This window comes from Nocardia sp. Tas62D01 (genome assembly GCF_055232035.1).
The window spans coordinates 6028300-6050446 of sequence record NZ_JBUYUZ010000001.1 but is presented as its reverse complement, the minus strand read 5'-3'; the positions used below and the strand labels follow the sequence as shown (position 1 = coordinate 6050446).

The window sequence follows — 22147 nt, the reverse complement described above, 5'->3', positions numbered from 1 at the left end:
GAGTATGGGACCGGGTTGTGTCCGGTCGCGGGCCGTGTCCTGATGGTGGCTGACGACCGGGCCGTTGGTCAATCCGAGTGTGTCGGGTCGGCAGGTTTGCCGCGGCGTGGCTTCTGGCGTTGCCGGTAGGACTCGCCCTCGACGACGAGCTCGTAGGCGGCAGATTGCAGCCGGTCCATCGCGGACTGCGCCAGTAGCGGGTCGGCCATCATGGTCAGGATCTCTGGGGGTTCGCGGTTGCTGGTGATGATCGTGGAGGCTTTGCGGTGGCGTTCGACGATCAGTTCGTAGAAGTCGTTGGTCTCGGGTGCCTCCAATCGGTGGAGTGCCAGGTCATCGATGATCAGCAGGTCGACGCGGTGCAGCTTGCGCATCTCGTCTTCGTAGCTGCCGTCCAGGCGTGCGCCGCGCAGCCGTTTGAACAGCTTGTCGGCGCGTTCGGTGTGAACGCTGTAATTGCGGCGGACGGCAATGTGCCCTAATGCGTTGGCCAGGAACGTCTTTCCAACCCCAACCGGTCCCATAATCAACACGTTGTAGGCGTCGGCGAGGAACCGCAGCGAGCACAGTTCGGCCCAGAGTTCCCGGTCGAAGGTGACCGCGGTCGAGTCGTCCCATGCCTGCAGCTGCATCTGCGGGTCCAGATGCGCGGTCTTGGCGCGGCGTTGCGCGGAAGCACGATCGCGGCGGGCGACCTCGTCGGCGAACAACATCTCCAGAAAGTCGTGATGCGGCAACCGATTCGACCTGGCCAGGGCCAGCCGTTCTGGGAGGGTGTCGAGCAGTTGGCCGAGCTCGAGCCGCCGCATCAGCGACTTCAGCTCCGGGGTGATCTCGATGGGTTTGACCGCCGGAGACGCGGCGGGACGGCGGGTGGTGCTCATGACGGCCTCCTGACCGCGAAATCGGTGGCGGAACGGACGAACCGGGACGGCGCCGGCCGAGCAGAATATGGATCTTGGTCAAGGTCAGGCCCTGATCCAGCCACTCTTTTATCTGATCCCGTTGCGCGGCAACGGTTTCCCATGCATCGCTCTTGCCATTGGTGCGCTTGCGCCGCACCCCGGCGATCACCATCGTCAGCAACTCATCGCTCAGCTGCTCGACACCACCAGTGCGGTCCAGCCCGCACGACTGCGCCATCTCCACATACCGGCGCGCAGTCTTGCGGTCGGTGCCCGATAACCGGGCCACCTCCCGCAACCCTCGACCCTGCAGCCACAGCAGCAGCATCTCCCTGATCTCGATCACCGAAACCTCCCGGTAGCTCATTTGGCCAATACAGCGGCCGAGCGACCGGAAGCCCCGAAGCCACGCCGGGTGGTCCCATAACTGGCAAAACCGCTAGTCAGGTGGTCCCATCAGTGGCAAACAGGGTGGTCCCATGCTCATGGCAAAAACGGCTCCGAGGTGGTCCCTTTCTCCTGGCAGTCGACATAGGGCGATGGTTTGCAGCCAGGCGGTGAGATCCATCGCGAGTTGCACGATGGCGATCCAAATCTGGTTGGCATCAAAGGATTTGAAGGGAAGGTTACGCAGCCCGGTGTCTTTGGCGTGGCGGATGCGGTCCTCGTTATCCCGAAATCGGGATAACGAGGATTATCCCGATCCCCGGATTATCCCGATATTTTTGGGTTGTTGCTGGTAGGGGCTGTTTTGGTGGAGTGGATGTCGGGATAATCCAGGTCGGTCGATGCTTGATCTTTCCGTAGCCGGAGAGGAGAGCGTCATGGTCAAAGCGTTGCGTTCGATCGTGGTTGGTCCGCTGGAGCGGTTTGCTGAGGGGTTCGCCGCTGAGCTGGCCCGTCAGGGCTATTGCGAGGAGTCGGCGGTGCATCAACTGGTTTTGATTGCGCACCTGAGCCGTTGGATGGTCGAACAGGGCGTGGACGTCCCGGATTTGTCGCCGTCGGTGGTGGGCAGATACGTGTCTGCCCGCAATGAGCGCGGATATCGGGATCATCGTTCGGCGAAAGCCCTGGCTCCGTTGCTCGGCTATCTTCGTGGGCTCGGAGTGCTCACATGGGACCGGCCGACGGCGGATAGCGCGGATGCGGTACTGCTGCGACAGTTTCGGGACTACCTGGTCAGTGAGCGCGGGCTGAGCGCCAGCACGGCTGAGGGTTATGTTCGCGAGGTTGCCGGGTTCGTCGACTGGTGTGCGCGAGACGGTGGCGATCTGCGGAACTTGCAGGTTGGCGCGGTGACCGGGTTTATAGTCACCCAGTCACGGCGAGTGTCACCGAAATCGGTGCAGCGCTCGGCTACCGCGTTGCGGGCGCTGTTGCGGTACTGGCATGTGCAGGGCATGACGGCGGTGTCGTTGGTCGCAGCGGTTCCGGCGGTGGCCAATCGCCGTCGAGGACTGGCCCGAGGGCTGCCGCCAGGGCAGGTCGAGGTGCTGTTGGGGGCATGCGATCGGGGCTGTCCAAGCGGGTTGCGCGACTACGCGATGCTCACGCTGCTAACGCGTGTCGGTTTGCGCAGTTGCGAGGTCGCCAGGCTCGAACTCGACGACATCCATTGGCGCAACGGCGAGATCGTGATCAGGGGGAAAGGCCACCGCGTTGACCTGATTCCGCTTCCCGTCGACGTGGGTATGGCGATTGTCGAGTACGTGCAGCGGGGCCGTCCTCCCGATGCGTTGGATCGCCGGTTGTTTATTCGGATCCAGGCGCCGCATCGGGGTCTCACCAGCACCGGGGTCACCCAGCGGGTCGGCGATATCGCCCGTCGGGCCGGGTTGGGCGTGGTGCATGCGCATCGATTGCGGTATACCGTCGCCACGTCGATGCTGGCGGCGGGTGCGTCGCTGACCGAGATCGGGCAGGTGCTTCGCCACCACAGCCAACAAAGCACCGCAATCTACGCGAAGGTCGACATCGTCGCGCTGCGGGGGTTGGCGCGGCCCTGGCCGACAGCCGGACTGTCATGACCGCGAATCTGGCTGAGGCACTGATCGATTACCTGACACTGCGACGTTCCATGGGTTTCAGCCTCACCCGGGTCGGACAACGACTGTCCGGCTACGTCGCCTGGCTCGACCAACAGGGCATACCCGCCGTCACCGTGAATGCCACAGTCGCGTGGGCCCGGTTGTCTGCCGCCCCGGTCGCTTCGGGCGACCGCGTGAGCGCGGTGCGAGGCTTCGCTGCCTACCTACACACAATCGACCCGGTCCACGAGTTGATACCGCCCGGGTTGATGCCCAGTCACCGGCAACGCGCTGTCCCGTACCTGTATTCGGATACCGATGTGATCGCGGTCATGGCACGCGCCCAGTATCTGAAGACGCCGTTGCGGCGGGCCACGATAGCCACCGCGATCGGGTTGCTCGCGGTGACCGGGATGCGGATAGGGGAACTCGTCGGTCTCGATGACTCGGATTTCGACCCCGCAGACGCACTGCTCACGGTGCGCCGCGCCAAGCTCGGCAAGCAACGTCTGCTGCCGCTGCATACCAGCACCGTCGCAGCCATCGAGGACTACCGTCGGCAGCGCGATCAGGAATTCCCGAACCCGGTCAGCGCCGCACTGCTGGTGACGGGAGCGGGAACACCGTTGACCAGACACCTGATCGAGGCAACTTTCCGGGTCTTGACACGCGAAGCGGGACTGCTACCGCGCTCACCCCGATGCCGTCCCCGCGTCCACGATTATGCCGACCTGCGTGTTGTGCCGATCTCTGCTGAAAGGTGTTGTCGGGTGGCGTGATCGCCGCATCGAGGTCGGCATAACGGTCAGAGGCTTTCGAGGAAGGCGAGCAGTCCGTCGGGTGGTTGGTAGCGGCCTTGTTTGGTGGTGAGCGGTTTGACGCGGTCTATGGCTTGCTGTTTGTGGGTCATGTCGGCGTGGAGGTAGGCGTTGGTGGTGGCGACCTGTTGGTGTCCGAGCCAGAGGGCGATGACGGTGATGTCGTTGCCTGCCAGTAGTAGTCGCATGGCCGCGGTATGGCGCAGGGTGTGCATTGTGACGTGTTTTTCGTGCAGGGACGGACAGTCCGCGGCGGCGAGGGTGAGGTGGTGGGCGAGTCGGTGCTCGATGGCGTCGCGGCTGAGCCGCCCGCCGGTGATGGTGGGGAACAGAGGATCGGTCGGGTTGGCGGGCCTTTCTGCGAGCCATGCTTTGAGCACGGCTTTCGTGCTCCGCGTCAGGGGTGTTCGTCGTTCTTTTCTGCCTTTGCCGATGGTGTGGAGGTGGGAGCCGGTGGTGAGGGTGATGTCGGCGCGGGTGAGTGCGGTGACTTCGGAAATCCGCTCATCCGGTCTGGATGGTGAGGGTGAACATGGCGTGGTCGCGTCGACCGGTCCAGGTCTGTTGGTCGCAAGCGGCCAGCAGCGCGTCGACCTCGGTGTCGGTGAGGTAGGACAGCAGGCGACGCTCGCCGCGTTTGGGTGGTATCGCCAGCACGCGTGCGATGGTCGCGGCGTGTTCGCCGGTGGCGCAGCGCGAGGTAGCCGAACAGGGAGTGGATCGCGGCGAGCCGGTTGTTGCGGGTGGTGGTCCGGTTGTGCCGCTGGTGTTCGAGGTGATGCAGGAAGTCGGCGATCAGGGGCGCGTCGAGGTCGGCGATGTCCAGCTCGCTGGGCTTTTTGCCGGTCTGCTGGGCGGCGAAGCCGAGCAGCAGACCGAAGGTGAGCTTGTAGGCGGCGATGGTGTTGGGGCCGGCGGCGCGTTGGCGGATGAGCCGTTCGGTGAACCATGCCTGCAGTGCAGGCGCGAGGGCGCTCATCGGGCTGCACCCGACGATGTGTCCAACCGGTCCGCGGCCAGCGCCATGAGCTGCGGTGACGCCTCGAGATACCAGTAGGTGTCGGCCGGGGCGATGTGCCCGAGGTAGGTCGACAAGACAGCGATGCGTTCGTCGACGGCTGCCCCGGACCGCTGCCAGCCGAGCAGTGTCCGCATGGCAAAGCTATGCCTGAGATCATGTATGCGCGGGTGGATTTCGGTGGTGGCGATGCCGGCCGAGGTCGTGATCGTCCGGAATGTTTTGCCGACACTGCTGTGGTCGAGGGCGGTGCCGGCGGTGGAGACGAAGAACGTGTCCGCCTGCGGTGCCGGACACAGGTTGTCGCGTTGGGTGGCGTAGTCGCGCAACGCGACAATCGTGCTGGGGTGCAGCGGCACCAGACGCGTGCGGTCGAGTTTGGCGTGCCGGATCGTGATGACGCCGGCGTCGAGGTCGACGTCATTACGGCGCATCGCGACGGCCTCACCGATGCGCATGCCCGTGGCAGCAAGCAGCCCGAACAAGGTTGCGTGGGTGGCAGCACGCAACGGCGCAGCGAGCGCTCGCGCCCCCGTGATCAGCCGAGCGATCTCTTCGGGTGACCACAGATAGGGGGCCGGTCGGTGCCGGTGGGCAGGGAACACCCCCGGTGGGGGTATCTCGGTGGCGGGGTCGAGGGTGACCAGCCAGGCACAGAACCGGCGAGCCACCCCCAACCGCTTGGCCCACTGGTTAGGGCCCGCGTCGGTGGATTGCTGTGCCCAGGCGATGACCGAATCGCTGGTCACCGTCCGGGTGTCGGACCGATCCAGCCAGTCCGCGAGCTGGGTCAGCCATCGGCCTTCGCGTTCGAGCTTGAACCCCAACGCCCGACGCAACCGCAGATAGTCCTGAACACGGGCATGCAATGTGCTCATCGCCGCACCTGCTCCGGCCACGGGGCGGCCAACTGCCGCAACTGCTCAACGTCCACGCGGGCGTAGATCGCCGTGGTTTGCAGACTTTGGTGCCGCAGGACCTGCGCGATCTGCGTCAACGGGACCTGCGCGGCGACCATCTCGCACGCCGCGGTGTGACGCAATCGATGCGCGCCGACCTCGGCTAGTCCCGCGCGGCGGCACGCGCGGCGCACCGTCGAGGAGACCGTGCCGGCCGCGATCGGGGCATACGGTGCCCTGGCACGCAGGAACACTTCCCTGCGATCGGTAGGTGGACGGCCCCGCCGCAGGTAGCCGGCGATCGCCTCACCCACCTCCCACGGCAGCGGCAGCCGATCGACCCGACCACCCTTCCCGCGCACCACAATCTCCTCTGCCCGCCAATCGATGTCCTCGAGCGCCAGGCCCGCCAACTCGGCGCGGCGCAGACCCAACCGAAGCAGCGTGACGATCATCGCGTAATCACCCCGCCCCACCGCGGTGCGACGATCACAACAGCGCAGCAACGCTTTCGCGTTGTCCCTCCCGATCCCCCGAGGCAGCGGTGAGCTGCGCCGTCGTCGTAGCGGCAAGCACGGCCTTCGACAGGTCGGTCTCCATCAAGCCGGTGGTGAAACAGAACCGCAGAAACGACCCCAAGCCCCGCCACGAAGTACTGGGTCGCGCTCACCGACACCGCCGCGGACTCGCGCAACACCGCCACGGTCACCTCGGCGGCCCGCACCCCGGCCAGGTCCGCTCCGCCGGGCAACCCACCCACGAACCGACGCGCGTGGCCGCAGTACCCCCGGATCGTGCCCGCCGCCAAGCCCCGCTCGGCAACCAGATAACCCTCGAACGCGGCGATCAGCGCATCCACCGGCGACATCGCCGCCTGCTGCCCAACGGCGGTCACACCCAGTTCCCGCAGCACATCCAACACGCACAACAGACCCGGACGCGACCACTGCGCACGGTGCCGCCCACCGTCGCGCTGAGCGGCGAGGAAATCCTCGACGAGCTCAACGTTCAACTCGGCCACCCCGAACCCGTTGTCCCTGAGCCAGCCGCTCAACCGCGCCAGCTGACGCAATTGGGGCACCACCGTCAGCGGCGTATAGCTGCGTCGTCTCAGCTCCCGCTCATACGCACCCGCGAACGGGGCCAACGGACCCGCGATCGAAACCCTGCTCACCCTGCTTCTCGCCCTGGCCATGACCGTCTCCTCTCTCGATAAACCGGAAGAAGACGATCCTCACGCCAACATCGTTATGCCGACCTCGATGCGGCGATCACGCCACCCGACAACACCTTTCAGCGGAGATCGGCACAACACGCAGGTCGGCATAATCGTGCGGCATACGTTCGCGGTGCGCACACTGCTGGACTGGTATCGCGACGGCGGCGACATCGACGCCAGAATGCCGCTGCTGTCAACCTATCTCGGTCACGTCTGTCCAGCGAACACCTACTGGTATCTCACCGCCACCCCGGAACTGCTCGCCGAGGCCGCCCAACGACTCGAAACCCACTTCGCCGACAGCGGTGATCCATCATGACAACCATCGCTGCGACCGTGCAGGCATTCTTCACCGAACGGCTGATCGCGCAACGCCGATCCAGTCCAGCCACCATCCGCGCCTACCGCGACACGGTGCGGATGCTGCTGACATACGCCGCCGAACTCACCCGAACTCCGTGCCATCGGCTGGAGTTCGGCGATCTGAACGCAACGACGGTGTCGGCGTTCCTCGACCACCTGGAGCGCGATCGGGGAAACAGCGTCCGCACCCGTAATGCGAGGCTCGCCGCGATCCACTCGTTGTTCGCGTTCGCCGCGCTCCATCACCCCGAGCACGCCGCCGACATCCAACGAGTCCTGGCCATCCCCGCCAAACGCGGCGACCGCACCATCATCACCCACCTGACCGACATCGAAACCCGCGCCCTGCTGGGCGCGCCCAACCGCGACACCCGCACCGGACGCCGCGACCACGCCATCCTCCACCTCGCCATCCAAACCGGGCTACGCGCATCGGAGCTGACCTCGCTGACCCGCCGAGACGTCCACCTCGGCACCGGAGCCCACATCAGCTGCCACGGCAAAGGCCGCAAGGACCGCATCACCCCCCTGAACGCCACCACCGTCACCGTCCTGCGCGACTGGATGAACGAACAACCCGACGACCCCTACAGCCCACTGTTCACCACCAACCGCAGCGGCCCGCTCAGCCCCCACGCCCTGGCCCAACGAGTCGCCATCCACGCCGCCGCCGCGTCCACGACCTGCCCCACCCTCGCTGCCAAGAACGTCACACCCCACGTCCTGCGACACCGCCGCCATGCGCCTACTCCACGCCGGGGTCGACACCGCGGTCATCGCGCTATGGCTCGGCCACGAAAAGGTCGACACCACCAGCATTTACCTCCACGCCGACCTCGAACTCAAACAGAAAGCCCTGGACAGAACCATGCCGACCCCGACCGCGCCTGGACGATACCAACCACCGGATCGCTCATCGCGTTCCTCGAAGCCCTCTGACCTACCTGGATTATCCCGACATCCACTCCACCAAAACAGCCCCTACCAGCAACAACCCAAAAATGGGATAATCCGGGGATCGGGATAATCCTCGCAGCGGGCGCGGCGGCGGTGGCGTAGTTCCAGATCGGGGAGCTGGCCGCGGCGGGTGTTGGTGACGAACGCGGTCGAGCCCGTCGACGTCGGTGAACCGTAGTTGCGCACCGGGGTGCGGGCGTTCCTTCCGGATGATCAGCCGCATCCCCGGCGGCCAGCCCGACAGGTCGGCCAGGTGGGTGATCTCGGCGACCCACGCGCCCTCGCGGACTTGCCCGTCGGCGTCATAGGCCGGTGTCCACACCTTCTTCGGAACCTTGTCGACCGCCTCGACGAGGGCGTCGGTGAGGGTGAACCCGAGCGAGTACTGCAGGTGCCGGGCCTGGCAGTAGCCCACGAACTCGTGCGTGCCGCCACCACCGTCGGTGCGCACCAACACTTTTCGGCCCACCCGGTAACCGGGCTGCCACGGCAACTGCCCGAGTGCTTTCGCGAGCACCTGCTTATGGTCGGCAGCGGTATTGGCGCCGGCGTTGCCCGCACGTAGCAGCATCGCCGCTGGTTCGCCGGTGCCGGCGCCGCCGTGGTCGATGAACCCGAGCAACGGATGGAAACCGAACCCCTTTTTGAAGGTCGCAGCCGCGTTCTGTTTCTCCGAATGCGCGTCCAGCAGGCTGGCGTCTAGGTCGATGACCAGCGGATGATCGGCATCGATCCCGTGATCGGGAGCTTGCCGGCCAGCGGAGCGCCACGCCGCGGCACGGGCGGTGCCGCGCGCGGCCTCGATCGCGGCCAGCACCTTCGGTGCATCAGCAGCTTGCCGGTCGTGTCCGGCTGCGGGGACGGCTCGTATCTGACCGTGTTGTTCGCGCCCGGTGTCGGCAAACCCGAACGGGCGCGGCTGCTTGAACGTGCTCGTGCCGGGGATGACCTCGCCGACGCATCCGAGCGGGCGCGGTTGGCGCGGGCGGTTGAATACGAGGTGCCCGATCGAGGCTCCGGGGACCTGATCTGCCTGCTCACCAGCATTCTCGACCCGATGAAGGCCCCGGCCCCGATGCTCGCCGAGGCCTACCATCAGCGGTGGCAACACGAGGCGGCGAATAATGAGATCAAAACCCAGATGCGCGGTCCTGCAAGGGTTTTGCGGTCGAAGAGTCCCGAGATGGTGCGTCAGGAGATCTACGGCTACCTGCTCGCCCACTACGCGGTCTGCGCGTCCATCTGCCAAGCCGCCGAGGAAACCGGTATCGACCCCGACCGGGTCGAATTCACGAACACCTTCCGCATCATCGGCGACAGGCTCGCCGATCCGGAAGCCTTTTCCCCCTGACCACCAGCAACAGGCGCGCGCCGAACTCGGTGCCCAGACCACCGGCCGACGCAACCTCAACCCGATCCGCCACCGCGACTACCCCCGCGTCGTCAAACGCGCCCGACACAACAGCTACCCGGTGAAACGCCTGGGCCACAAAGGAACCCGACACAACGGCCCCGCCACCGTCCGTCTCGCCAACCACAGCTTCATCACCACAACAACAGGGAAACCGCAGGTCAAAGCACTGTCAGGCACAAGCTAAGTGGCATTGGTCGTCCGTGTCCTTGTACAGCTTCCGCACCTGCGCGGCGGCGGAGAGTTGATCGAGCGCTTCCTCGGTGAGTTCGAATCGCAACCTGAGCGGCCGTTCGACGGTGATCCGCCGATACCCGAAGTCCTCGTTCCGGAAGACCTTCACCTTGCCGTGCAGCGGGTGATCAGGGTCACCCGCGACTTCGAGGGCGTTGCCGTAGAGCCGGGTGATCTCCTCGATCTGCTGAGGCGAGACCAGTTTCCGCTTGTCCCCCAGCGACTTCCGCATGTTCTGCCAGTAGTCACGAGCATACAGCAGCACCACCTTGCCACGATGCTCGGCCGACTTGCGGTTGGTGAGAATCCAGAAGTAGGTCGAGATACCCGTGTTATAGAACAGCTGATCCGGCAGCGCCACAACGGCTTCCAGCCAGTCGTTCTCGATAATCCAGCGGCGGATATTGGATCCACCGGATTCGGCGGCACCGGTGAACAATGGGGATCCGTTGAAGACGATCGCGACCCGGCTGCCGCCCTCACCATGAGCGTCGACCGGCTTCATCTTCGACAGCATGTGCTGTAGGAACAGCAGTGAGCCGTCGTTGATGCGGGGCAGTCCCGCGCCGAACCGCCCGGAGTCGCCGAGGTTCTTGTACTCCCATTCGACGGCGTCCTTGACCTTCTTCCACTCCACGCCGAACGGCGGATTGGCGAGCAGGTAGTCGGCCTTCAAGCGCTGGTGGCCGTCGTCGCTGAAGGAGTTGCCGAAGGCGATATTGTCCGGGGTTCTGGCCCTTGATCATGAGGTCCGATCGGCAGATCGCCCACGATTCCGGGTTGAGTTCTTGACCGTAAACTTCCACGCGCGCTTGCGGATTCATCGCCCGGATGTGTTCATCAGCGGAGCTGAGCATGCCGCCGGTGCCGCAGGCGGGGTCCAGCACTCGGCGGGTGACACCCGGCACGCCGAGCAGTTCCGCATCGGGCGCGATCAGGAGGTTCACCATCAACTCGATGACCTCACGCGGTGTGAAGTGCTCGCCGGCAGTCTCATTGGACTGTTCGGCGAATCGCCGGATCAGTTCCTCGAATACATAGCCCATATTGTGGTTCGACACCGACTCGGGCCACAGGTCGAGGTCGGCGAACTTGCCGATCACCTGGTAGATCAGGCCCGCGCCATCGAGTCGTTTGATCTGCTGGGCGAATTCGTACTTTTCCAGCACCTCGCGGGCGTTCTCGGAGAATCCGCCGAGATAGTTCAGCAGGTTCTTGGCCACGTGGGAGGGGTCGCCGAGGACCTTCTTGAGCGTCAGGTCGGTGATGTTGTAGAAGACGGTGCCGGATGCCTTGCGCAGGAACGGGTCCAGATCGATGTCCAGCCCCTCCTTCTGCCTACTTGCTCGAGCACCCGATCCCGGGTCGGCTCCAGCACACATTCCAGCCGCCGCAGCACTGTGAACGGCAGGATCACCTTGCCGTAATCGGACTGCTTGTAGTCACCCCGCAGCAGATCCGCCACCGACCAGGCGTGATTGGCCAGCTCCGTGTGCTTGTTCGTGTTCACTTCCTACCTCTCCGAAGTTTCGGCTCCGCCGGTTCTGGAGAACTCGCGGTGTTCGTATTGTGCGGCTCGAGTGCCCCGGCGGTGAGCCCCCCGGCGACCAGACCCGCCACCCGCGCCGCCGAATCGCCGGCGCGGCGGGCAGCGATCCGCAAGTCGTGCAGGCGGCGGAAGGCGTCGCCGTACCGCCGCTGTTCCGCCAACGGCAACAACGGTATTCGTATACGCTGCGGAGCGAAGCGGATCATGGTTGTTCCCAGCATCGCGCTGGCGTTTTCCGCACTGCCCGCGAAACCTGCCAGGAACCAGGGGTCGAGCCGTTCCGGATCGGGGCGGAACAGGAAGACGTGTTCGCCGAGCCAGGCTCCGTCGTCCTCGGCACTGGCAACCCGAGCCGCGCCCCGGCCGTCGCGGTCGCTGCGGATTCGCGGCATCAGCACATCGCCCTCGAAGATGACCGCGGACAGCGGTGGTGCATCCGTGCCGACCGCACCCGAGGGCCGACCACCGGTCACGATATCGCGAGCGGTAAGTACCGGCCGGGCCGCGTCATCCGCGCTCAGCTCGAAATGATCGGCGTCCTGCACCGGCGCAGCGGTGATGAGTTGTAACGCTCCGCCCGCGGCCAGATCAGCGATGGTGGCTGTGCGCCAGGGTTTTCCGCTCGCCGCCGACCAGGAACCCACACTTTCGACGGCCCGCACGAGACCGGACATCTCGTCGGCGAGGTCCCGGATCGATTCATTCACCTCACCTGGGACCCGCTCGAGGTCCACCGGCGCCCGAACGTAGCGGGCGGGAGTGAGATCGACGTCTTCGTCGAGCACCTCCATTACGCGCACCGCCGCCGCCACATCGGGCACCGTTGCCGAGTCGGGGGGACCGTGATCGAAAGCTCGCCACGCGTCGATGATGGTCTTGCTGACCGCATCCCACTCCGGCCGGTTGCCCTGCGCTTTCGGAAGACGTGCGGCATCAATGAACAGCACCTGGTCTGGTATCGGACCGGTGGTTTCCGGACGGCGCAGCACCCATAACTGCAGGCCGATATGCCGTGGCGTCGCCACCCCCGTAGGGAGTGCGATCACCGCGCGGAGCGCACCCGCACGCAGCAGGGCCGCCCGAATCCGGCGGCCGGAGTTTCGCACTGCGACTGCGGGCGGCAGCAGCAATACCGCGATGCCGCCGGGTCGCAGATGTCCGAGCGCGTGCTGCACCCACGCCATTTCGGATTCGCCGCGGGGTGGCACTCCGTACTCCCAGCGCGGATCGAGCGCGAGTTCTTCGGCCCCCCAATCCCGTTGCGAGTAGGGCGGATTGCACAACACCGCGTCGACCTCGAGGCCGGGGAAGGCGTCTGCGGACAGGCTGTCCCCGGTGCGCACATCGAAGCTGTGGCCTGCCACCCGCAACAACATGGCGGTGCGTCGCGCCTGCACCGAAAGCACGTCCTGCCCATAGAATTCGCGCGCACCCGTTCGAGCCGCTTCGGCCAGCAGCGTCCCGCTGCCACAGGCAGGGTCGAGCACATCTCGCGGGCTGATCCCGGCGGCCGCTGCCACCAAATCGACCATCAACGCCGCCACCGCATGCGGCGTCTGGTAGGCGCCGGTGGTGGGGCTCTCCTCCAACCCGCGCTCGGCCAGCACCTGGAGTGTTGCCACCGGCCCGGAATCGTCGACCGCGGCCCGGACCGCGTCCGCGAGTTTTCCGCCCGCGTTCCCCGAAGCTGTGGCCACGCCCCGCGTCTCAGCGAATTTCGGTAGCAACTCCATCAGCTCGGGGATGTCCTGCGGCGGCACCTCGGATCGCAGCACCGTGCGCAAGTGCTGCAACGGCGATTCCGCCGCCGCGACACCGTGTTCGCTCAACCACCGCTGCACCTGATGCAGGTCGAACAGTGGCCGCGACTCGCTGCCGCCGGCTGGACCGGGAAAGCCCGGGTGCCTGCGGCGCCAGTTGCTGACGGTCGCGCGGGTGACACCGGCCAGCCGGGAAATCTCCGCGGCGGTGACCAGTGGGGCGGTATCCGACATACCCCTCCTCTCGTGTGCAGCTAGCTTCCCGGAACGCAATGCCGAAGTCAACCATCAGATTTATGATTGACAATGTTTTCAGACACGCTTAGTGTTCATTGCACCGGCCGATCCGGCCCGGGTCACTCAAAATCTTTCCTAATCACATTGCGGTACAGGGGGTTTCGCCATGAGCAAGCATCGACACGGCCCAGGCGACAGTCGCCGATGCCGCAACCGCGGACGGCTCGCCGCCCGCGGCCACCGACCGCTCGCCCTCCGCGACGGCAACGACCTACAGCGCCTGCCACCGCTACCACAGCGCTCCCGCTGCTCGAGCGGGAAGATCCGCTACCCCGCCGACGCCGACGCCGAACTCGTCCTCGCCGGTCTCGACAGCAGCAACCCGCGCCGTCGGGAACGGCGCACCTACGAATGCCCGATCTGCGCGGGCTGGCACCTGACCAGCCAGCCGCAAAACCACACCACCGCTCGCTGACCAAGCGCCGCGCATCGACACGAGCTACTGGTGCACCGCTGTCCGATCAGCGTCGGCTTCCACCTCGCCAACCAGCAAATGCAGTGCGGCAACTGCGATCGCGCCACTGACATCCCATAAAGCGATCTCGAAACCCGAAATACAACCAGGTTTCGTCGCACCAGCCGCCGAGCGGGCAAGCACCCCATCAGCTCGGACGCTCGACCGTCGCGCCGCCAGGCGATCCGGTCGGCGGGCGACGCACGGCCATGTGAAGCCGTGCGACTTTCAGCATCAACACGATCGAGGAACCATGCATACACCCGGAGCAACCAATGCGAGCGAGTCGAAAACCGCTCCCCCAGAACATTTCTCGCCGCTGGTCGTACTCGACCACTCCGACGATGGCCTCGCCGTCTGGCATGTCGGCGTCGGTCCGGACCGCGCCCTGTCCCGATTGATCGGCGCCTGGATGGTGGACACCGACCAGGTCGAGACCATTCGGAACCTGGCGCACAACCGCCCCGCCGTCCACTGCTCCGTCGACGTGGTTCTCCCCCAAGGGATCACGAGTTCGATGGTGGTCGACGTGGACGCCACCGTGCGCTCGGTACACGCCCACATCGACCGGGCGGACAAGAAGTTCAGCGAGCACCAAGCCACGGTGCGGAGCCTGTTGGTCCGGCCAGACTGGCCGGTCGTTCACCATCCGGCCGCGGCACCGAGCACTGCCAGGTCATCCGACGAACTCATCGAACGGGTCCTGACGCTGGCGCGGGGCCTCGCGGAGCTGGCTGACGCCTGGGCCACGTTCGAAGCGCTGCGGCTTACGCGTGCATACCTGGTCGACCTCGGCGGGCCGAACCCCCGCCCGCTGCCCCTGGCGGAGATCCGATGACCACGAACCTGTCGTTTGCCGCCTTCGACGTCGAGACCGCGAACCCTCAATACGGCAGCATCTGCTCGATCGGTGTCGCGATCGTGCGCGACGGAGTGCGGGTGGCGACGCATTCGTGGCTGTGCCGCCCGCCGGCGGACGTCGGCACCTTCGCCCCCTTCAACGTGCGCATCCACAAGATCACCGCCGCGATGGTCGCCGACCAGCCGACCTTCGCGCAGCGGTGGCCGGAGGTACTCGACGCGATCACCGGTCTTCCGGTGGTGGCGCACAACGCGGCCTTCGACATGAACGCAGTCGGCCAGGCGTGCGCGCACAGCGGTGTGACCGTGCCGACGTGGCACTACGGATGCACGCTCGTTTGGGCGAAAAGGCAACTGCCACTGCCCAAACACGGGTTGAAACCTGTTGCTGAGGCACTCGGCATCGCGCTGGACAACCATCACGACGCCGGTTCGGACGCCGCCGCGGCCGCGGACATCGCCGTCGGTCTCGCGACACGCACGGGTGTGAGCAACCTGGCCGAGCTCGCGCGGGTTACCGGCACTCGACTCGGACACATCAGCCCCGCGGGCAACCGGGGATGCCGATGAGCACGTTTCACGCACCCAGCCGCCCCACACACCACCACCCGGTGACCAGGCGCCGCGCATCCGCGACCGACCAACACGAAAGAGCCCACCCAGATGACCAACCCGCTCGACAACCCGCCTCGTGAGGAGTCCCGATGAAAAGAATCCTTGTCACCGCAGTAGCGTCCACCGCCCTGATCCTGGGTGGTGCGCAGTTCGCCGAGGCCGCGCCGCTCAACTCCGGCTCGGCGGGGAGCAGTTCCGGCAGTTCCGGCAGCGCGGGACCGCAGCGCAGCTACACCGATCAGCTCTTCCTGCGGTTGAGCTACTACGACGAAAAGAGCTGGGACGTGCAGAACTCCGCCATCGGGCTCGCCCACGCCCAGTGCCAGTGGCTCGACACTTACGGCAGTTCGGCCGCCAATCACATCAAGCTCGCGGAGCGCTCGCGCGGCACGGTCGACTACCCGTACATCTTCCTGGATGCCGCGATCGACGCCTACTGCCCGCACAACGCCCTGTAGCCACGACCCCGCCGACCCACCGACCGGCTCCCCCAAGCTGGACCCTGAAGGAGTGAAATCCGTTGATACGCAAACTTTTCGCCACAATTCTCGGCATCGGCCTCGCCGTGATCATCGCCGCGGGCAACGCGCACGCCGAACCTCGAACCCGACTCCAGCAAGGAACGCAAGTCGTCGGGACGGATGTTCTGCCCGGCCTGTACAGCACCCCCGGCCCGAGGCCGAGCGACTACGGCGCCTGCTACATCGAGTGGCTGCCCTACAAGGGGGCGCGGTCGTCCGAGCTGATCGACATCCAGGCATATGAGGGCCAGTCCTTCGTGCAGCTCCATGCGGGTGACGTCATCACGGTGAGCGGCTGCGATTGGGTTCACGAGCCGTAACCGTGACGCCCTACCTTCGGTCCGCACATCATCGCCGGGACCGTCGTGTGGTCGGGGGCGACCGGCGAATACCTGCTCACACATCGACGCGGGCGACGTCATCAACGTCACCGGCTGCGAGTGGGTGCGCGAATAGCACCGGGTCCGCGACGCAGACCCCATCGGAATTCCGAATCCGCCGCGGCCCGGCAGCACCGGGCCGCGACCGGGCCGACCGATCAACCCATCCCGAACCATTCCGAACACGGAGACGCCGTGAATTACCCCGAGCCCCCGCCTTATCCGCACAACCCCATCCCACCGCAGAACCCCGTCCCACCGCGCAACCCCATCCCACCGCAGAGCCCCATCCCACCGCAGAGCCCCATCCCACCGCAGAGCTCTGTCGCGCCGCACAACCCTGTCGCGCCGCATCAGCTCGGCGTCCCGCCGCAGTACTCCGGCATGCCGCCGCATCCTGTACCACCAGGGCACGGAACGACGCGTAAGAAGCTGGGCGCAGGCCTGATCATCCTGATCGTCATCGGTGCAATCATCCTGATCTGCGGCGGAGTCGGCATGCTCGCCGGGCAGGGTGACAAGAGCGCCAACCGGACCTCATCCACCGCAGCTCCCGGCGACCGCAGAGAACCCGTCGCGCCGGCACCTGCACCGGCGCCTGCTCCCGCACCACCAACTCCCGGACTGAACACCCCTGTCCGCGACGGCAAGTTCGAGTTCGTGGTCACCGAGGTCCAGTCCGGTCTGCAGCAGATCGGCACCAACCCGTATCTGCGGAAGACCGCCCAGGGCTCCTACACCATCGTGTCGATCACCGTGCGCAACACCTCGGGCGTGCCGTACGGGTTCTCCCCCGGCGACCAGTACGTCTTCGACTCCCGGAACCGCAAGTTCAGCAACGACTCCGCGGCCGCGATCAATCTGCAGGCCGACACCAGCCTCTACGCGGAAATCAATCCGGGCAACACGATTACCGCACAGATGGTCTTCGATCTGCCGCCCGATGCCGAGCCGCAGCGGATCGTGCTGCACGATTCACTCTTCTCCGGCGGGGTCACGGTGTCGCTGCGTCAGTAGACCTCGACCCGCACCCACCGGCTTCCCGACTCGCCTCGCCATCGGTGCCGCGCACCGGCCGAACACCGTGACATGTCCGCACATCATCGCCGGGACCGTCGTGTGGTCGGGGGCGACCGGCGAATACCAGCTCTCGAAGTCGACAGCGACGGTCGCCGCCAGCCACCGCCGGCAGACACCCCTGACACCGAACCATTCCACCAACTTTTCGAGGTAACGATGCACAAGTCCACCCGCGCCGCGGTCTACGCCGCCGCGCTCCTCGCCACCGGTGCGATCGCCACCGCGAACGCCGGATCGGCCGCCGCGGAGACCCGCATCCGCCACTACTCCGGGTACGGCGCCGAATACGCCTGCAACGCCGACAAAGCCGCCATCGGCAGCGTGCCGAACTCGGTAGTGCTGTGCGATCGGCTGAACAACGGCGTGTATCGGCTGTCGATCGTGCCGTACCCGGAGATCCCGCTGCACTTGCTCGTCCTCATGGCGACCGGCAGCTTCGACGGGCTGTCCTAGCTCCCGTCCCGCCGGGTCAGCCCCGAGGCCGCCGGTGATCCCGTCGGCGGCCCAGCTGGCCGCTCCACACGACCGCAGGAGTCGAACAGACATGACTGGACCACTCGACAAACAACCCGCACCCGGACAGCCGGGCATCGGCGAGCCGGCGCCGCCGGATATCCGGACGCCGCCCTATATGCCGGTCGAGCCCACGCAGGGCCAGCCCCCGGCGCCACGGGACGTGGCCTACCCGCCCCGGCCCATCCCCCAGCAGGCACCGCAGCCACATCCGCAGGCGCCCACGTATCCTGCTGCGCCGCAACACATGCCGCCGGGATACCCGCAGCAGGCGTCCTATCCGGTGTACACGATGCCGATGCAGATGCCGATCGTCATCACCCAGAACAACTCGGTCGGCGGCACGATACAGGTGCGCCGCGGAGTCAACCACGGGCTGCATCTGATGCTCACACTGCTCACCTGCGGGATGTGGGCACCGGTGTGGTTGATCGTCTGGATCTTCAGCCGCAAGTAGACATCAGACGACCTCTCGCTCAACCGGTTTCGAACGCGGAAGGCCCCGTGCTCGAGATCATCTTCGTTGGTATCTCCTTCGCCGCCCTGAACTCGGCGACGCACACACCGCGGTCACCGCCCCGGCCTCGGGTTCGGCAGGCGGCAGTTACACCGACGCCGTTTGTCGCGCCCTTGCCAGCGCTGGTGCCGAGCTGATGACAGCGGCCGGCTGGGTGCATCCCGATGCTGGACTGCCTGACGACGCGCGCCGCTACTACGCCCCTGCCGCCGCCGGCACGGGAGCTGCAGCACATCCACCGCCACCACCGGCCCGACGATTGTCTGGTGCATCTCCAGGCAGCGGTGTTGCTGGTGGAAGAAGGGTGAGAACATCTCCCTGAAATCGGTGTAGCCGGACACGTGGTGCCGGTGCCACCCAGGAATGCTCGCAAGCTATTGGAGTTCTGTCTGCGCACTAAGGTCACGACGTCGCACCGCGGGCAGGAAGTAGTCGCTGAGATTGTCGGGGCTCGGGCCATCGCCTCCGAATAATGCCAGGGGTAGCATGACAGAAAAATACAAATTCATGAACCAGACCTTTGTCAGTCTGCCATATGACGGAAACGAGCCGTCGCCAGGCTGTATCACGCACAGACCGAACAGCGCCTTCCCGATGGTCGTGTGAAATGCCCCTTGCAGTATGACTCGATCGGCAAAGGAGGTCGTCAACCAGACGCCGAGCGCAACGCCTCCGGCAAGTGGGATAATACCTTTACCCAATATGACTACCGCAGCGGCGATTCCGAAGTGCAATGACCAGTCGATGACGAATGCGAAGACTCGTCGTAACGCACGCGCCGATGGGTAGCGGCTATCATCTTTACCGCCGTGTCGTGACAGGTGGGCTTCTCTATTATCGATACGCGGGGGTTCTTCTGGTGCATTGCCTCTATAATAAGCGTATCGTGGGTTTGCTCCACCTGGTGTCGAGATGACCCCACGTTTGCGCGGATCGCCTGCGAACCACGCTATCGAAGAGCTGTCATCGACAACCTCCCCTATTTGATGAACCCAACTGCTGACGATCAATTGTGAGATTCGGGTATTGTTTGCATCTTTCAGCTCAACCCACTCGTAACGGCCGTTGGTGACATGGCCGACTCGATACTCCAACCAGGGGTGCCGCAGCAATATCCGCCTCGTACGTCTCCTGATCCATACCGTGCATCCGCCGATAATTCCTGTGCAGAACAGGATTACCGACAAAATGCACCCGGGAGCGGACAGACGGTGGACCCAAGGACTGTGGCCAGGATCGCCCATATTGATGAAGATCACCGATGCTGGGATGCTGACAATCCCGGCGGCCAGTGCCATCCACGGCAACAACGCGCCCTTTCGCAACGCGGCGCGTGTCGCTGGCCAGGATGCGGCCGTTGATGATGTTTCCACGATGAGAACCCTCACAAGTCCAGCGAAGAGGAACGGGGCGTCGACCGACTGTTTGCCCGGAATTCGATCGACTGCGCCATATCGACCATCATCTTTCGAAATTCCGGACCATAGTCGACTGCTGCGGTCGATAACTCGATAGCGGCAAGGGCTGACCGGTCGCCTGACGGCACTACCGCTTCCAGTTGGTACGTGGCCGTCGTGCTACTCATGTACGGCCTCTCGGGAAGTTCCGGCGTTGGGAGCTCTGTGATGCGCTCAGCGAACATCATTGGCCGACTGCCCACGTCTGCCATTTCGATAGCATATGTTTCGCCGGATTCGGCTCTGGACTCGACTAGATTCGTCAAGGCCAATCGTGGATTGATCTTATCTCCGCCGGTTTCATAAACGCAAACCGTGATGCATGACGTGATCAGGTTTCCGTCTGATGACAGGTGTCTACCTATTCCACAGTATCTCGCATCCCTGTGTGCTAGTTCGGCAAAGAGCGTTGCTGCAGTGGGTAGGATTGCCTGAGCCATGGACTTCATCGTCGACGGCTGCATTTCTCCAACGATCTCTTGGACAACACCCATCCGGCTCTCGACATCCGTCAGAGGCATCTCCATGAAGCCGTGTGGAATCCAGATATCTACCGTTGTCTCAGCCATTTCCGCTGTTCCCAATATTGAAGAGCCCGAGGCCAGCCTTTCCGGCACGTGAGAACAGTTCAATGCCGGCTGCCGACGTTCCCGGCTCAAACTTGCTGGCCTGACCGAAGTCCTCGAAGAAGCTACTGAAGTCGCCCATGGATCTAGTTACGGCCGACGGCATCAGCGGAATCTTGGTGACAACATTTGGAACACCATCAATAAGTTTAGTTGCTGCCCCCGGCGCTTGCGCGCCCTCAGTGAATGCCCTTATGGCCGGTGCGAATTCTCCGAGTTCAGTGAATGCTTTCACGCCCTTTATCGCACCTCCAACGCCAGGTATGACACCTAGGCTGTCAATGCCGACTGTCATCCCTATCTTCTCGAGTGCAGCACCTTTGGAATCCCCAGAAAAGACATCCTTGAACGCATCACGGACTTCAGGATCGAGAAAATCAATTGCGAGTACACCTGCACCGGCGACGAGCGCGATACCTGCGAATATCGCGTCGGCTGGCGGGGGTGTCACCAGCGCGAGAAGGCCGGTAACCGCGGTTATTCCTGCCAACACATCGTGGATCTGCTGTCGGTGATCGCTGATCCACTGGCCGACACCTTTTATCGCATCGGTGATGCGATCCCAGATGCTCTTGTCCGGTGGGCTCGGCGCGAAATCCTTTGCGGCTGCATCTAGTTCGCTGGCGATCCGGCGGGCCGAGCTGTCGTGTGTGCTTTCGAGATCTCGCGCGCGACGGATGATCGAATCGATGTTGCCTTGCCAGGTGTCGACTGCGGTGACGGCCGTGTTGACTTGGGCGTTCGCGGCGTTGAGGCGTGTTTGCGCGGCTTGCAGCTCGACCGGATCGGTGAAGGTCATACTGCCCAGACCGAGGTCTGGGTTCGACCGGGCTTGTTGCAGTGTCTGGAGTGCGCTGTTGTACTGCCCTTTGGCCTCGGCGGCTTCGGTTTCCAGGCCGTTGGCGGTGTCCTTGAAGCCCACTAGGTCCGTGTGCCATTCGGCGAGCAGGCCGACGGCCTTTTCAAGCGAGTTCTGTGCGTAGCCGAGGTCTTGGGCGAGCGAGGCGTCGAAGTTGGCGCGGAAAGCGTCGCCGCCCTCGCCCTTCCAGACGCTATCGTTGCTGTTGCGCAGGCTGTTCAACAGCTGGTTGGTCTCCTTGACTGCGTCCGCGGCTGTGCTGATCTGCCCGCGCAGCCCTGCGACGCCGTCAGGGGCGCCTGGAACCGGGTTGAAACCGAGGTAGGGGTACGGGTTCTGGCTCATGCTGTGACCGAGGTGGTCGGCTGTCCGTCAACGACGCTTGTGGCTTGCTCGACCACCTTGGCGAATGCCTGGTCGGTCTGTTGATACGCATCGCGGCACTGCGCGACACCGTCCGCGGTTGCCTTGGCGGACTCGCCGATCCGCTCGATGCCGAATTTCCATCGTCGTTGGAAGCTGTCGGCGGCATCGTTGAGAGTCTTGGTCCCGATGTCGCCGTGGCCCCCGTCTGTCATCGCCTTCATCGCATCATTGAGAACCTGCTCGGCACCGCGAAGAGACTGAACCGTCTTGCCCAACACATCGATGTCCACCTGCAGAAACCCGGCCATGTCAACACTCTCCTTCACACAAAGTCATGTACATGCCGGCCCGAGATCTCGGTCCCCGGTCCGTGCGGGCGTTCCGCAGGGTGGGACCTGAGTTTCGGTCGGGTTAAGGCACTTGTATCAGTAATGGACG

26 protein-coding genes and 3 pseudogenes are annotated in these 22147 nt (G+C 64.8%); 13 read left to right on the top strand and 16 right to left on the bottom strand.

Going from position 1 to position 22147, the window contains the following annotated elements; all coding sequences use genetic code 11:
- Positions 1 to 68: 68 nt before the first annotated feature.
- Together istB and ACV7NQ_RS28770 are read right to left on the bottom strand one after the other, a co-directional pair.
- Positions 69 to 884 carry an IS21-like element helper ATPase IstB gene (gene istB, locus ACV7NQ_RS28775; RefSeq protein WP_463362466.1) on the bottom strand — a complete coding sequence of 272 codons (816 nt, stop codon included), beginning with the start codon at positions 882 to 884 and terminating at the stop codon, positions 69 to 71.
- Positions 885 to 1425: 541 nt separating this feature from the next.
- Positions 1426 to 1572: pseudogene (locus tag ACV7NQ_RS28770) on the bottom strand (IS1380 family transposase); the annotation flags it as partial.
- Positions 1573 to 1693: 121 nt separating this feature from the next.
- Here ACV7NQ_RS28770 and ACV7NQ_RS28765 point away from each other — a divergent pair.
- Together ACV7NQ_RS28765 and ACV7NQ_RS28760 are read left to right on the top strand one after the other, a co-directional pair.
- Positions 1694 to 2935 (top strand): tyrosine-type recombinase/integrase, encoded by a 1242-nt coding sequence (locus tag ACV7NQ_RS28765; protein ID WP_463362465.1) that lies wholly within the window; start codon positions 1694 to 1696, stop codon positions 2933 to 2935.
- Positions 2932 to 3714 (top strand): tyrosine-type recombinase/integrase, encoded by a 783-nt coding sequence (locus ACV7NQ_RS28760; RefSeq protein ID WP_463362464.1) that lies wholly within the window; start codon positions 2932 to 2934, stop codon positions 3712 to 3714. The genes ACV7NQ_RS28765 and ACV7NQ_RS28760 overlap by 4 nt, the downstream gene beginning before the upstream one ends.
- 26 nt (positions 3715 to 3740) lie before the next feature.
- Here ACV7NQ_RS28760 and ACV7NQ_RS28755 read toward each other — a convergent pair whose 3' ends face one another.
- From ACV7NQ_RS28755 to ACV7NQ_RS28735, 5 genes are read right to left on the bottom strand one after another with little or no spacing between them, the layout of a single operon-like run.
- Positions 3741 to 4220: a tyrosine-type recombinase/integrase gene (locus ACV7NQ_RS28755; protein WP_463365856.1), complete on the bottom strand. Its 480-nt coding sequence runs from the start codon at positions 4218 to 4220 to the stop codon at positions 3741 to 3743.
- Positions 4151 to 4732 (bottom strand): site-specific integrase, encoded by a 582-nt coding sequence (locus tag ACV7NQ_RS28750; protein ID WP_463361360.1) that lies wholly within the window; start codon positions 4730 to 4732, stop codon positions 4151 to 4153. The genes ACV7NQ_RS28755 and ACV7NQ_RS28750 overlap by 70 nt, the downstream gene beginning before the upstream one ends.
- Complete coding sequence (locus tag ACV7NQ_RS28745) at positions 4729 to 5649, bottom strand: tyrosine-type recombinase/integrase (protein WP_463361359.1); 921 nt, start codon at positions 5647 to 5649, stop codon at positions 4729 to 4731. Before ACV7NQ_RS28745 ends, ACV7NQ_RS28750 begins: the two co-directional genes overlap by 4 nt.
- Positions 5646 to 6146, bottom strand: a complete 501-nt coding sequence (locus ACV7NQ_RS28740; RefSeq protein ID WP_463361358.1) for a tyrosine-type recombinase/integrase — start codon at positions 6144 to 6146, stop codon at positions 5646 to 5648. The genes ACV7NQ_RS28745 and ACV7NQ_RS28740 overlap by 4 nt, the downstream gene beginning before the upstream one ends.
- Positions 6122 to 6844 (bottom strand): hypothetical protein, encoded by a 723-nt coding sequence (locus ACV7NQ_RS28735; RefSeq protein ID WP_463361357.1) that lies wholly within the window; start codon positions 6842 to 6844, stop codon positions 6122 to 6124. The genes ACV7NQ_RS28740 and ACV7NQ_RS28735 overlap by 25 nt, the downstream gene beginning before the upstream one ends.
- Before the next feature lie 157 nt (positions 6845 to 7001).
- On the opposite strand from ACV7NQ_RS28735, the gene ACV7NQ_RS28730 reads away from it, so the two are divergent.
- Positions 7002 to 7208 carry a hypothetical protein gene (locus ACV7NQ_RS28730; protein WP_463362463.1) on the top strand — a complete coding sequence of 69 codons (207 nt, stop codon included), beginning with the start codon at positions 7002 to 7004 and terminating at the stop codon, positions 7206 to 7208.
- Positions 7205 to 8191 (top strand): tyrosine-type recombinase/integrase, encoded by a 987-nt coding sequence (locus ACV7NQ_RS28725; protein WP_463362462.1) that lies wholly within the window; start codon positions 7205 to 7207, stop codon positions 8189 to 8191. The genes ACV7NQ_RS28730 and ACV7NQ_RS28725 overlap by 4 nt, the downstream gene beginning before the upstream one ends.
- Positions 8192 to 8278: 87 nt before the next feature.
- Here the strand turns inward: ACV7NQ_RS28725 and ACV7NQ_RS28720 are convergent.
- Positions 8279 to 9053, bottom strand: a pseudogene (locus ACV7NQ_RS28720) (transposase); the annotation flags it as partial.
- Between ACV7NQ_RS28720 and ACV7NQ_RS28715 the strand changes: the two are divergent.
- Positions 9054 to 9560 carry a hypothetical protein gene (locus tag ACV7NQ_RS28715; protein WP_463366120.1) on the top strand — a complete coding sequence of 169 codons (507 nt, stop codon included), beginning with the start codon at positions 9054 to 9056 and terminating at the stop codon, positions 9558 to 9560.
- Between the two features lie 232 nt (positions 9561 to 9792).
- Here ACV7NQ_RS28715 and ACV7NQ_RS28710 read toward each other — a convergent pair whose 3' ends face one another.
- From ACV7NQ_RS28710 to ACV7NQ_RS28695, 4 genes and pseudogenes are all read right to left on the bottom strand, one after another.
- Complete coding sequence (locus tag ACV7NQ_RS28710) at positions 9793 to 10530, bottom strand: HsdM family class I SAM-dependent methyltransferase (protein WP_463362461.1); 738 nt, start codon at positions 10528 to 10530, stop codon at positions 9793 to 9795.
- A gap of 112 nt (positions 10531 to 10642) precedes the next feature.
- Positions 10643 to 10900: pseudogene (locus ACV7NQ_RS28705) on the bottom strand (HsdM family class I SAM-dependent methyltransferase); the annotation flags it as partial.
- Between the two features lie 209 nt (positions 10901 to 11109).
- Positions 11110 to 11319 (bottom strand): type I restriction-modification system subunit M N-terminal domain-containing protein, encoded by a 210-nt coding sequence (locus ACV7NQ_RS28700; RefSeq protein ID WP_463365855.1) that lies wholly within the window; start codon positions 11317 to 11319, stop codon positions 11110 to 11112.
- Between the two features lie 41 nt (positions 11320 to 11360).
- A complete protein-coding gene (locus ACV7NQ_RS28695) occupies positions 11361 to 13397 on the bottom strand; it encodes an N-6 DNA methylase (protein ID WP_463362460.1) in 2037 nt (678 codons plus the stop codon).
- 169 nt (positions 13398 to 13566) lie between these two features.
- On the opposite strand from ACV7NQ_RS28695, the gene ACV7NQ_RS28690 reads away from it, so the two are divergent.
- The 8 genes from ACV7NQ_RS28690 (at position 13567) to ACV7NQ_RS28655 (ending at position 18341) form a co-directional block, all read left to right on the top strand.
- Entirely contained in the window at positions 13567 to 13875 is a 309-nt protein-coding gene (locus ACV7NQ_RS28690) for a hypothetical protein (RefSeq protein WP_463362459.1), read from the top strand.
- 292 nt (positions 13876 to 14167) lie between these two features.
- On the top strand, positions 14168 to 14752 hold the full coding sequence (locus ACV7NQ_RS28685) for a hypothetical protein (protein ID WP_463362458.1): 585 nt from the start codon (positions 14168 to 14170) through the stop codon (positions 14750 to 14752).
- Complete coding sequence (locus ACV7NQ_RS28680) at positions 14749 to 15345, top strand: 3'-5' exonuclease (protein WP_463362457.1); 597 nt, start codon at positions 14749 to 14751, stop codon at positions 15343 to 15345. The genes ACV7NQ_RS28685 and ACV7NQ_RS28680 overlap by 4 nt, the downstream gene beginning before the upstream one ends.
- Positions 15346 to 15479: 134 nt before the next feature.
- On the top strand, positions 15480 to 15848 hold the full coding sequence (locus tag ACV7NQ_RS28675) for a DUF732 domain-containing protein (protein ID WP_463362456.1): 369 nt from the start codon (positions 15480 to 15482) through the stop codon (positions 15846 to 15848).
- Positions 15849 to 15910: 62 nt separating this feature from the next.
- Positions 15911 to 16231 carry a hypothetical protein gene (locus ACV7NQ_RS28670; RefSeq protein ID WP_463362455.1) on the top strand — a complete coding sequence of 107 codons (321 nt, stop codon included), beginning with the start codon at positions 15911 to 15913 and terminating at the stop codon, positions 16229 to 16231.
- Positions 16232 to 16486: 255 nt separating this feature from the next.
- Complete coding sequence (locus ACV7NQ_RS28665) at positions 16487 to 17308, top strand: DUF4352 domain-containing protein (protein ID WP_463362454.1); 822 nt, start codon at positions 16487 to 16489, stop codon at positions 17306 to 17308.
- A 219-nt stretch (positions 17309 to 17527) separates the two neighbouring features.
- Positions 17528 to 17824: a hypothetical protein gene (locus ACV7NQ_RS28660; RefSeq protein WP_463362453.1), complete on the top strand. Its 297-nt coding sequence runs from the start codon at positions 17528 to 17530 to the stop codon at positions 17822 to 17824.
- Positions 17825 to 17915: 91 nt separating this feature from the next.
- Positions 17916 to 18341 carry a hypothetical protein gene (locus ACV7NQ_RS28655; RefSeq protein ID WP_463362452.1) on the top strand — a complete coding sequence of 142 codons (426 nt, stop codon included), beginning with the start codon at positions 17916 to 17918 and terminating at the stop codon, positions 18339 to 18341.
- Positions 18342 to 18775: 434 nt separating this feature from the next.
- Here ACV7NQ_RS28655 and ACV7NQ_RS28650 read toward each other — a convergent pair whose 3' ends face one another.
- Genes ACV7NQ_RS28650 through ACV7NQ_RS28635 form a run of 4 tightly spaced genes read right to left on the bottom strand, consistent with a single transcriptional unit; the run spans position 18776 to position 22017 of the window.
- Entirely contained in the window at positions 18776 to 19774 is a 999-nt protein-coding gene (locus tag ACV7NQ_RS28650) for an RDD family protein (protein WP_463362451.1), read from the bottom strand.
- 11 nt (positions 19775 to 19785) lie between these two features.
- On the bottom strand, positions 19786 to 20427 hold the full coding sequence (locus ACV7NQ_RS28645) for a hypothetical protein (RefSeq protein ID WP_463362450.1): 642 nt from the start codon (positions 20425 to 20427) through the stop codon (positions 19786 to 19788).
- Entirely contained in the window at positions 20420 to 21688 is a 1269-nt protein-coding gene (locus ACV7NQ_RS28640) for a hypothetical protein (protein ID WP_463362449.1), read from the bottom strand. Before ACV7NQ_RS28640 ends, ACV7NQ_RS28645 begins: the two co-directional genes overlap by 8 nt.
- A complete protein-coding gene (locus ACV7NQ_RS28635; RefSeq protein WP_463362448.1) occupies positions 21685 to 22017 on the bottom strand; it encodes a hypothetical protein in 333 nt (110 codons plus the stop codon). The genes ACV7NQ_RS28640 and ACV7NQ_RS28635 overlap by 4 nt, the downstream gene beginning before the upstream one ends.
- Positions 22018 to 22147 lie beyond the last annotated feature (130 nt).

Coding starts and splice junctions, on each gene's coding strand:
- ACV7NQ_RS28640 (WP_463362449.1), bottom strand. CDS start 21,688: ATGAGCCAGAACCCGTACCCCTACCTCGGTTTCAACCCGGTTCCAGGC.
- ACV7NQ_RS28750 (WP_463361360.1), bottom strand. CDS start 4,732: ATGAGCGCCCTCGCGCCTGCACTGCAGGCATGGTTCACCGAACGGCTC.
- ACV7NQ_RS28695 (WP_463362460.1), bottom strand. CDS start 13,397: ATGTCGGATACCGCCCCACTGGTCACCGCCGCGGAGATTTCCCGGCTG.
- ACV7NQ_RS28725 (WP_463362462.1), top strand. CDS start 7,205: ATGACAACCATCGCTGCGACCGTGCAGGCATTCTTCACCGAACGGCTG.
- ACV7NQ_RS28660 (WP_463362453.1), top strand. CDS start 17,528: ATGCACAAGTCCACCCGCGCCGCGGTCTACGCCGCCGCGCTCCTCGCC.
- ACV7NQ_RS28745 (WP_463361359.1), bottom strand. CDS start 5,649: ATGAGCACATTGCATGCCCGTGTTCAGGACTATCTGCGGTTGCGTCGG.
- ACV7NQ_RS28690 (WP_463362459.1), top strand. CDS start 13,567: ATGAGCAAGCATCGACACGGCCCAGGCGACAGTCGCCGATGCCGCAAC.
- ACV7NQ_RS28765 (WP_463362465.1), top strand. CDS start 1,694: ATGCTTGATCTTTCCGTAGCCGGAGAGGAGAGCGTCATGGTCAAAGCG.
- ACV7NQ_RS28645 (WP_463362450.1), bottom strand. CDS start 20,427: ATGGCTGAGACAACGGTAGATATCTGGATTCCACACGGCTTCATGGAG.
- ACV7NQ_RS28655 (WP_463362452.1), top strand. CDS start 17,916: ATGACTGGACCACTCGACAAACAACCCGCACCCGGACAGCCGGGCATC.
- istB (WP_463362466.1), bottom strand. CDS start 884: ATGAGCACCACCCGCCGTCCCGCCGCGTCTCCGGCGGTCAAACCCATC.
- ACV7NQ_RS28635 (WP_463362448.1), bottom strand. CDS start 22,017: ATGGCCGGGTTTCTGCAGGTGGACATCGATGTGTTGGGCAAGACGGTT.
- ACV7NQ_RS28685 (WP_463362458.1), top strand. CDS start 14,168: ATGCATACACCCGGAGCAACCAATGCGAGCGAGTCGAAAACCGCTCCC.
- ACV7NQ_RS28680 (WP_463362457.1), top strand. CDS start 14,749: ATGACCACGAACCTGTCGTTTGCCGCCTTCGACGTCGAGACCGCGAAC.
- ACV7NQ_RS28675 (WP_463362456.1), top strand. CDS start 15,480: ATGAAAAGAATCCTTGTCACCGCAGTAGCGTCCACCGCCCTGATCCTG.
- ACV7NQ_RS28760 (WP_463362464.1), top strand. CDS start 2,932: ATGACCGCGAATCTGGCTGAGGCACTGATCGATTACCTGACACTGCGA.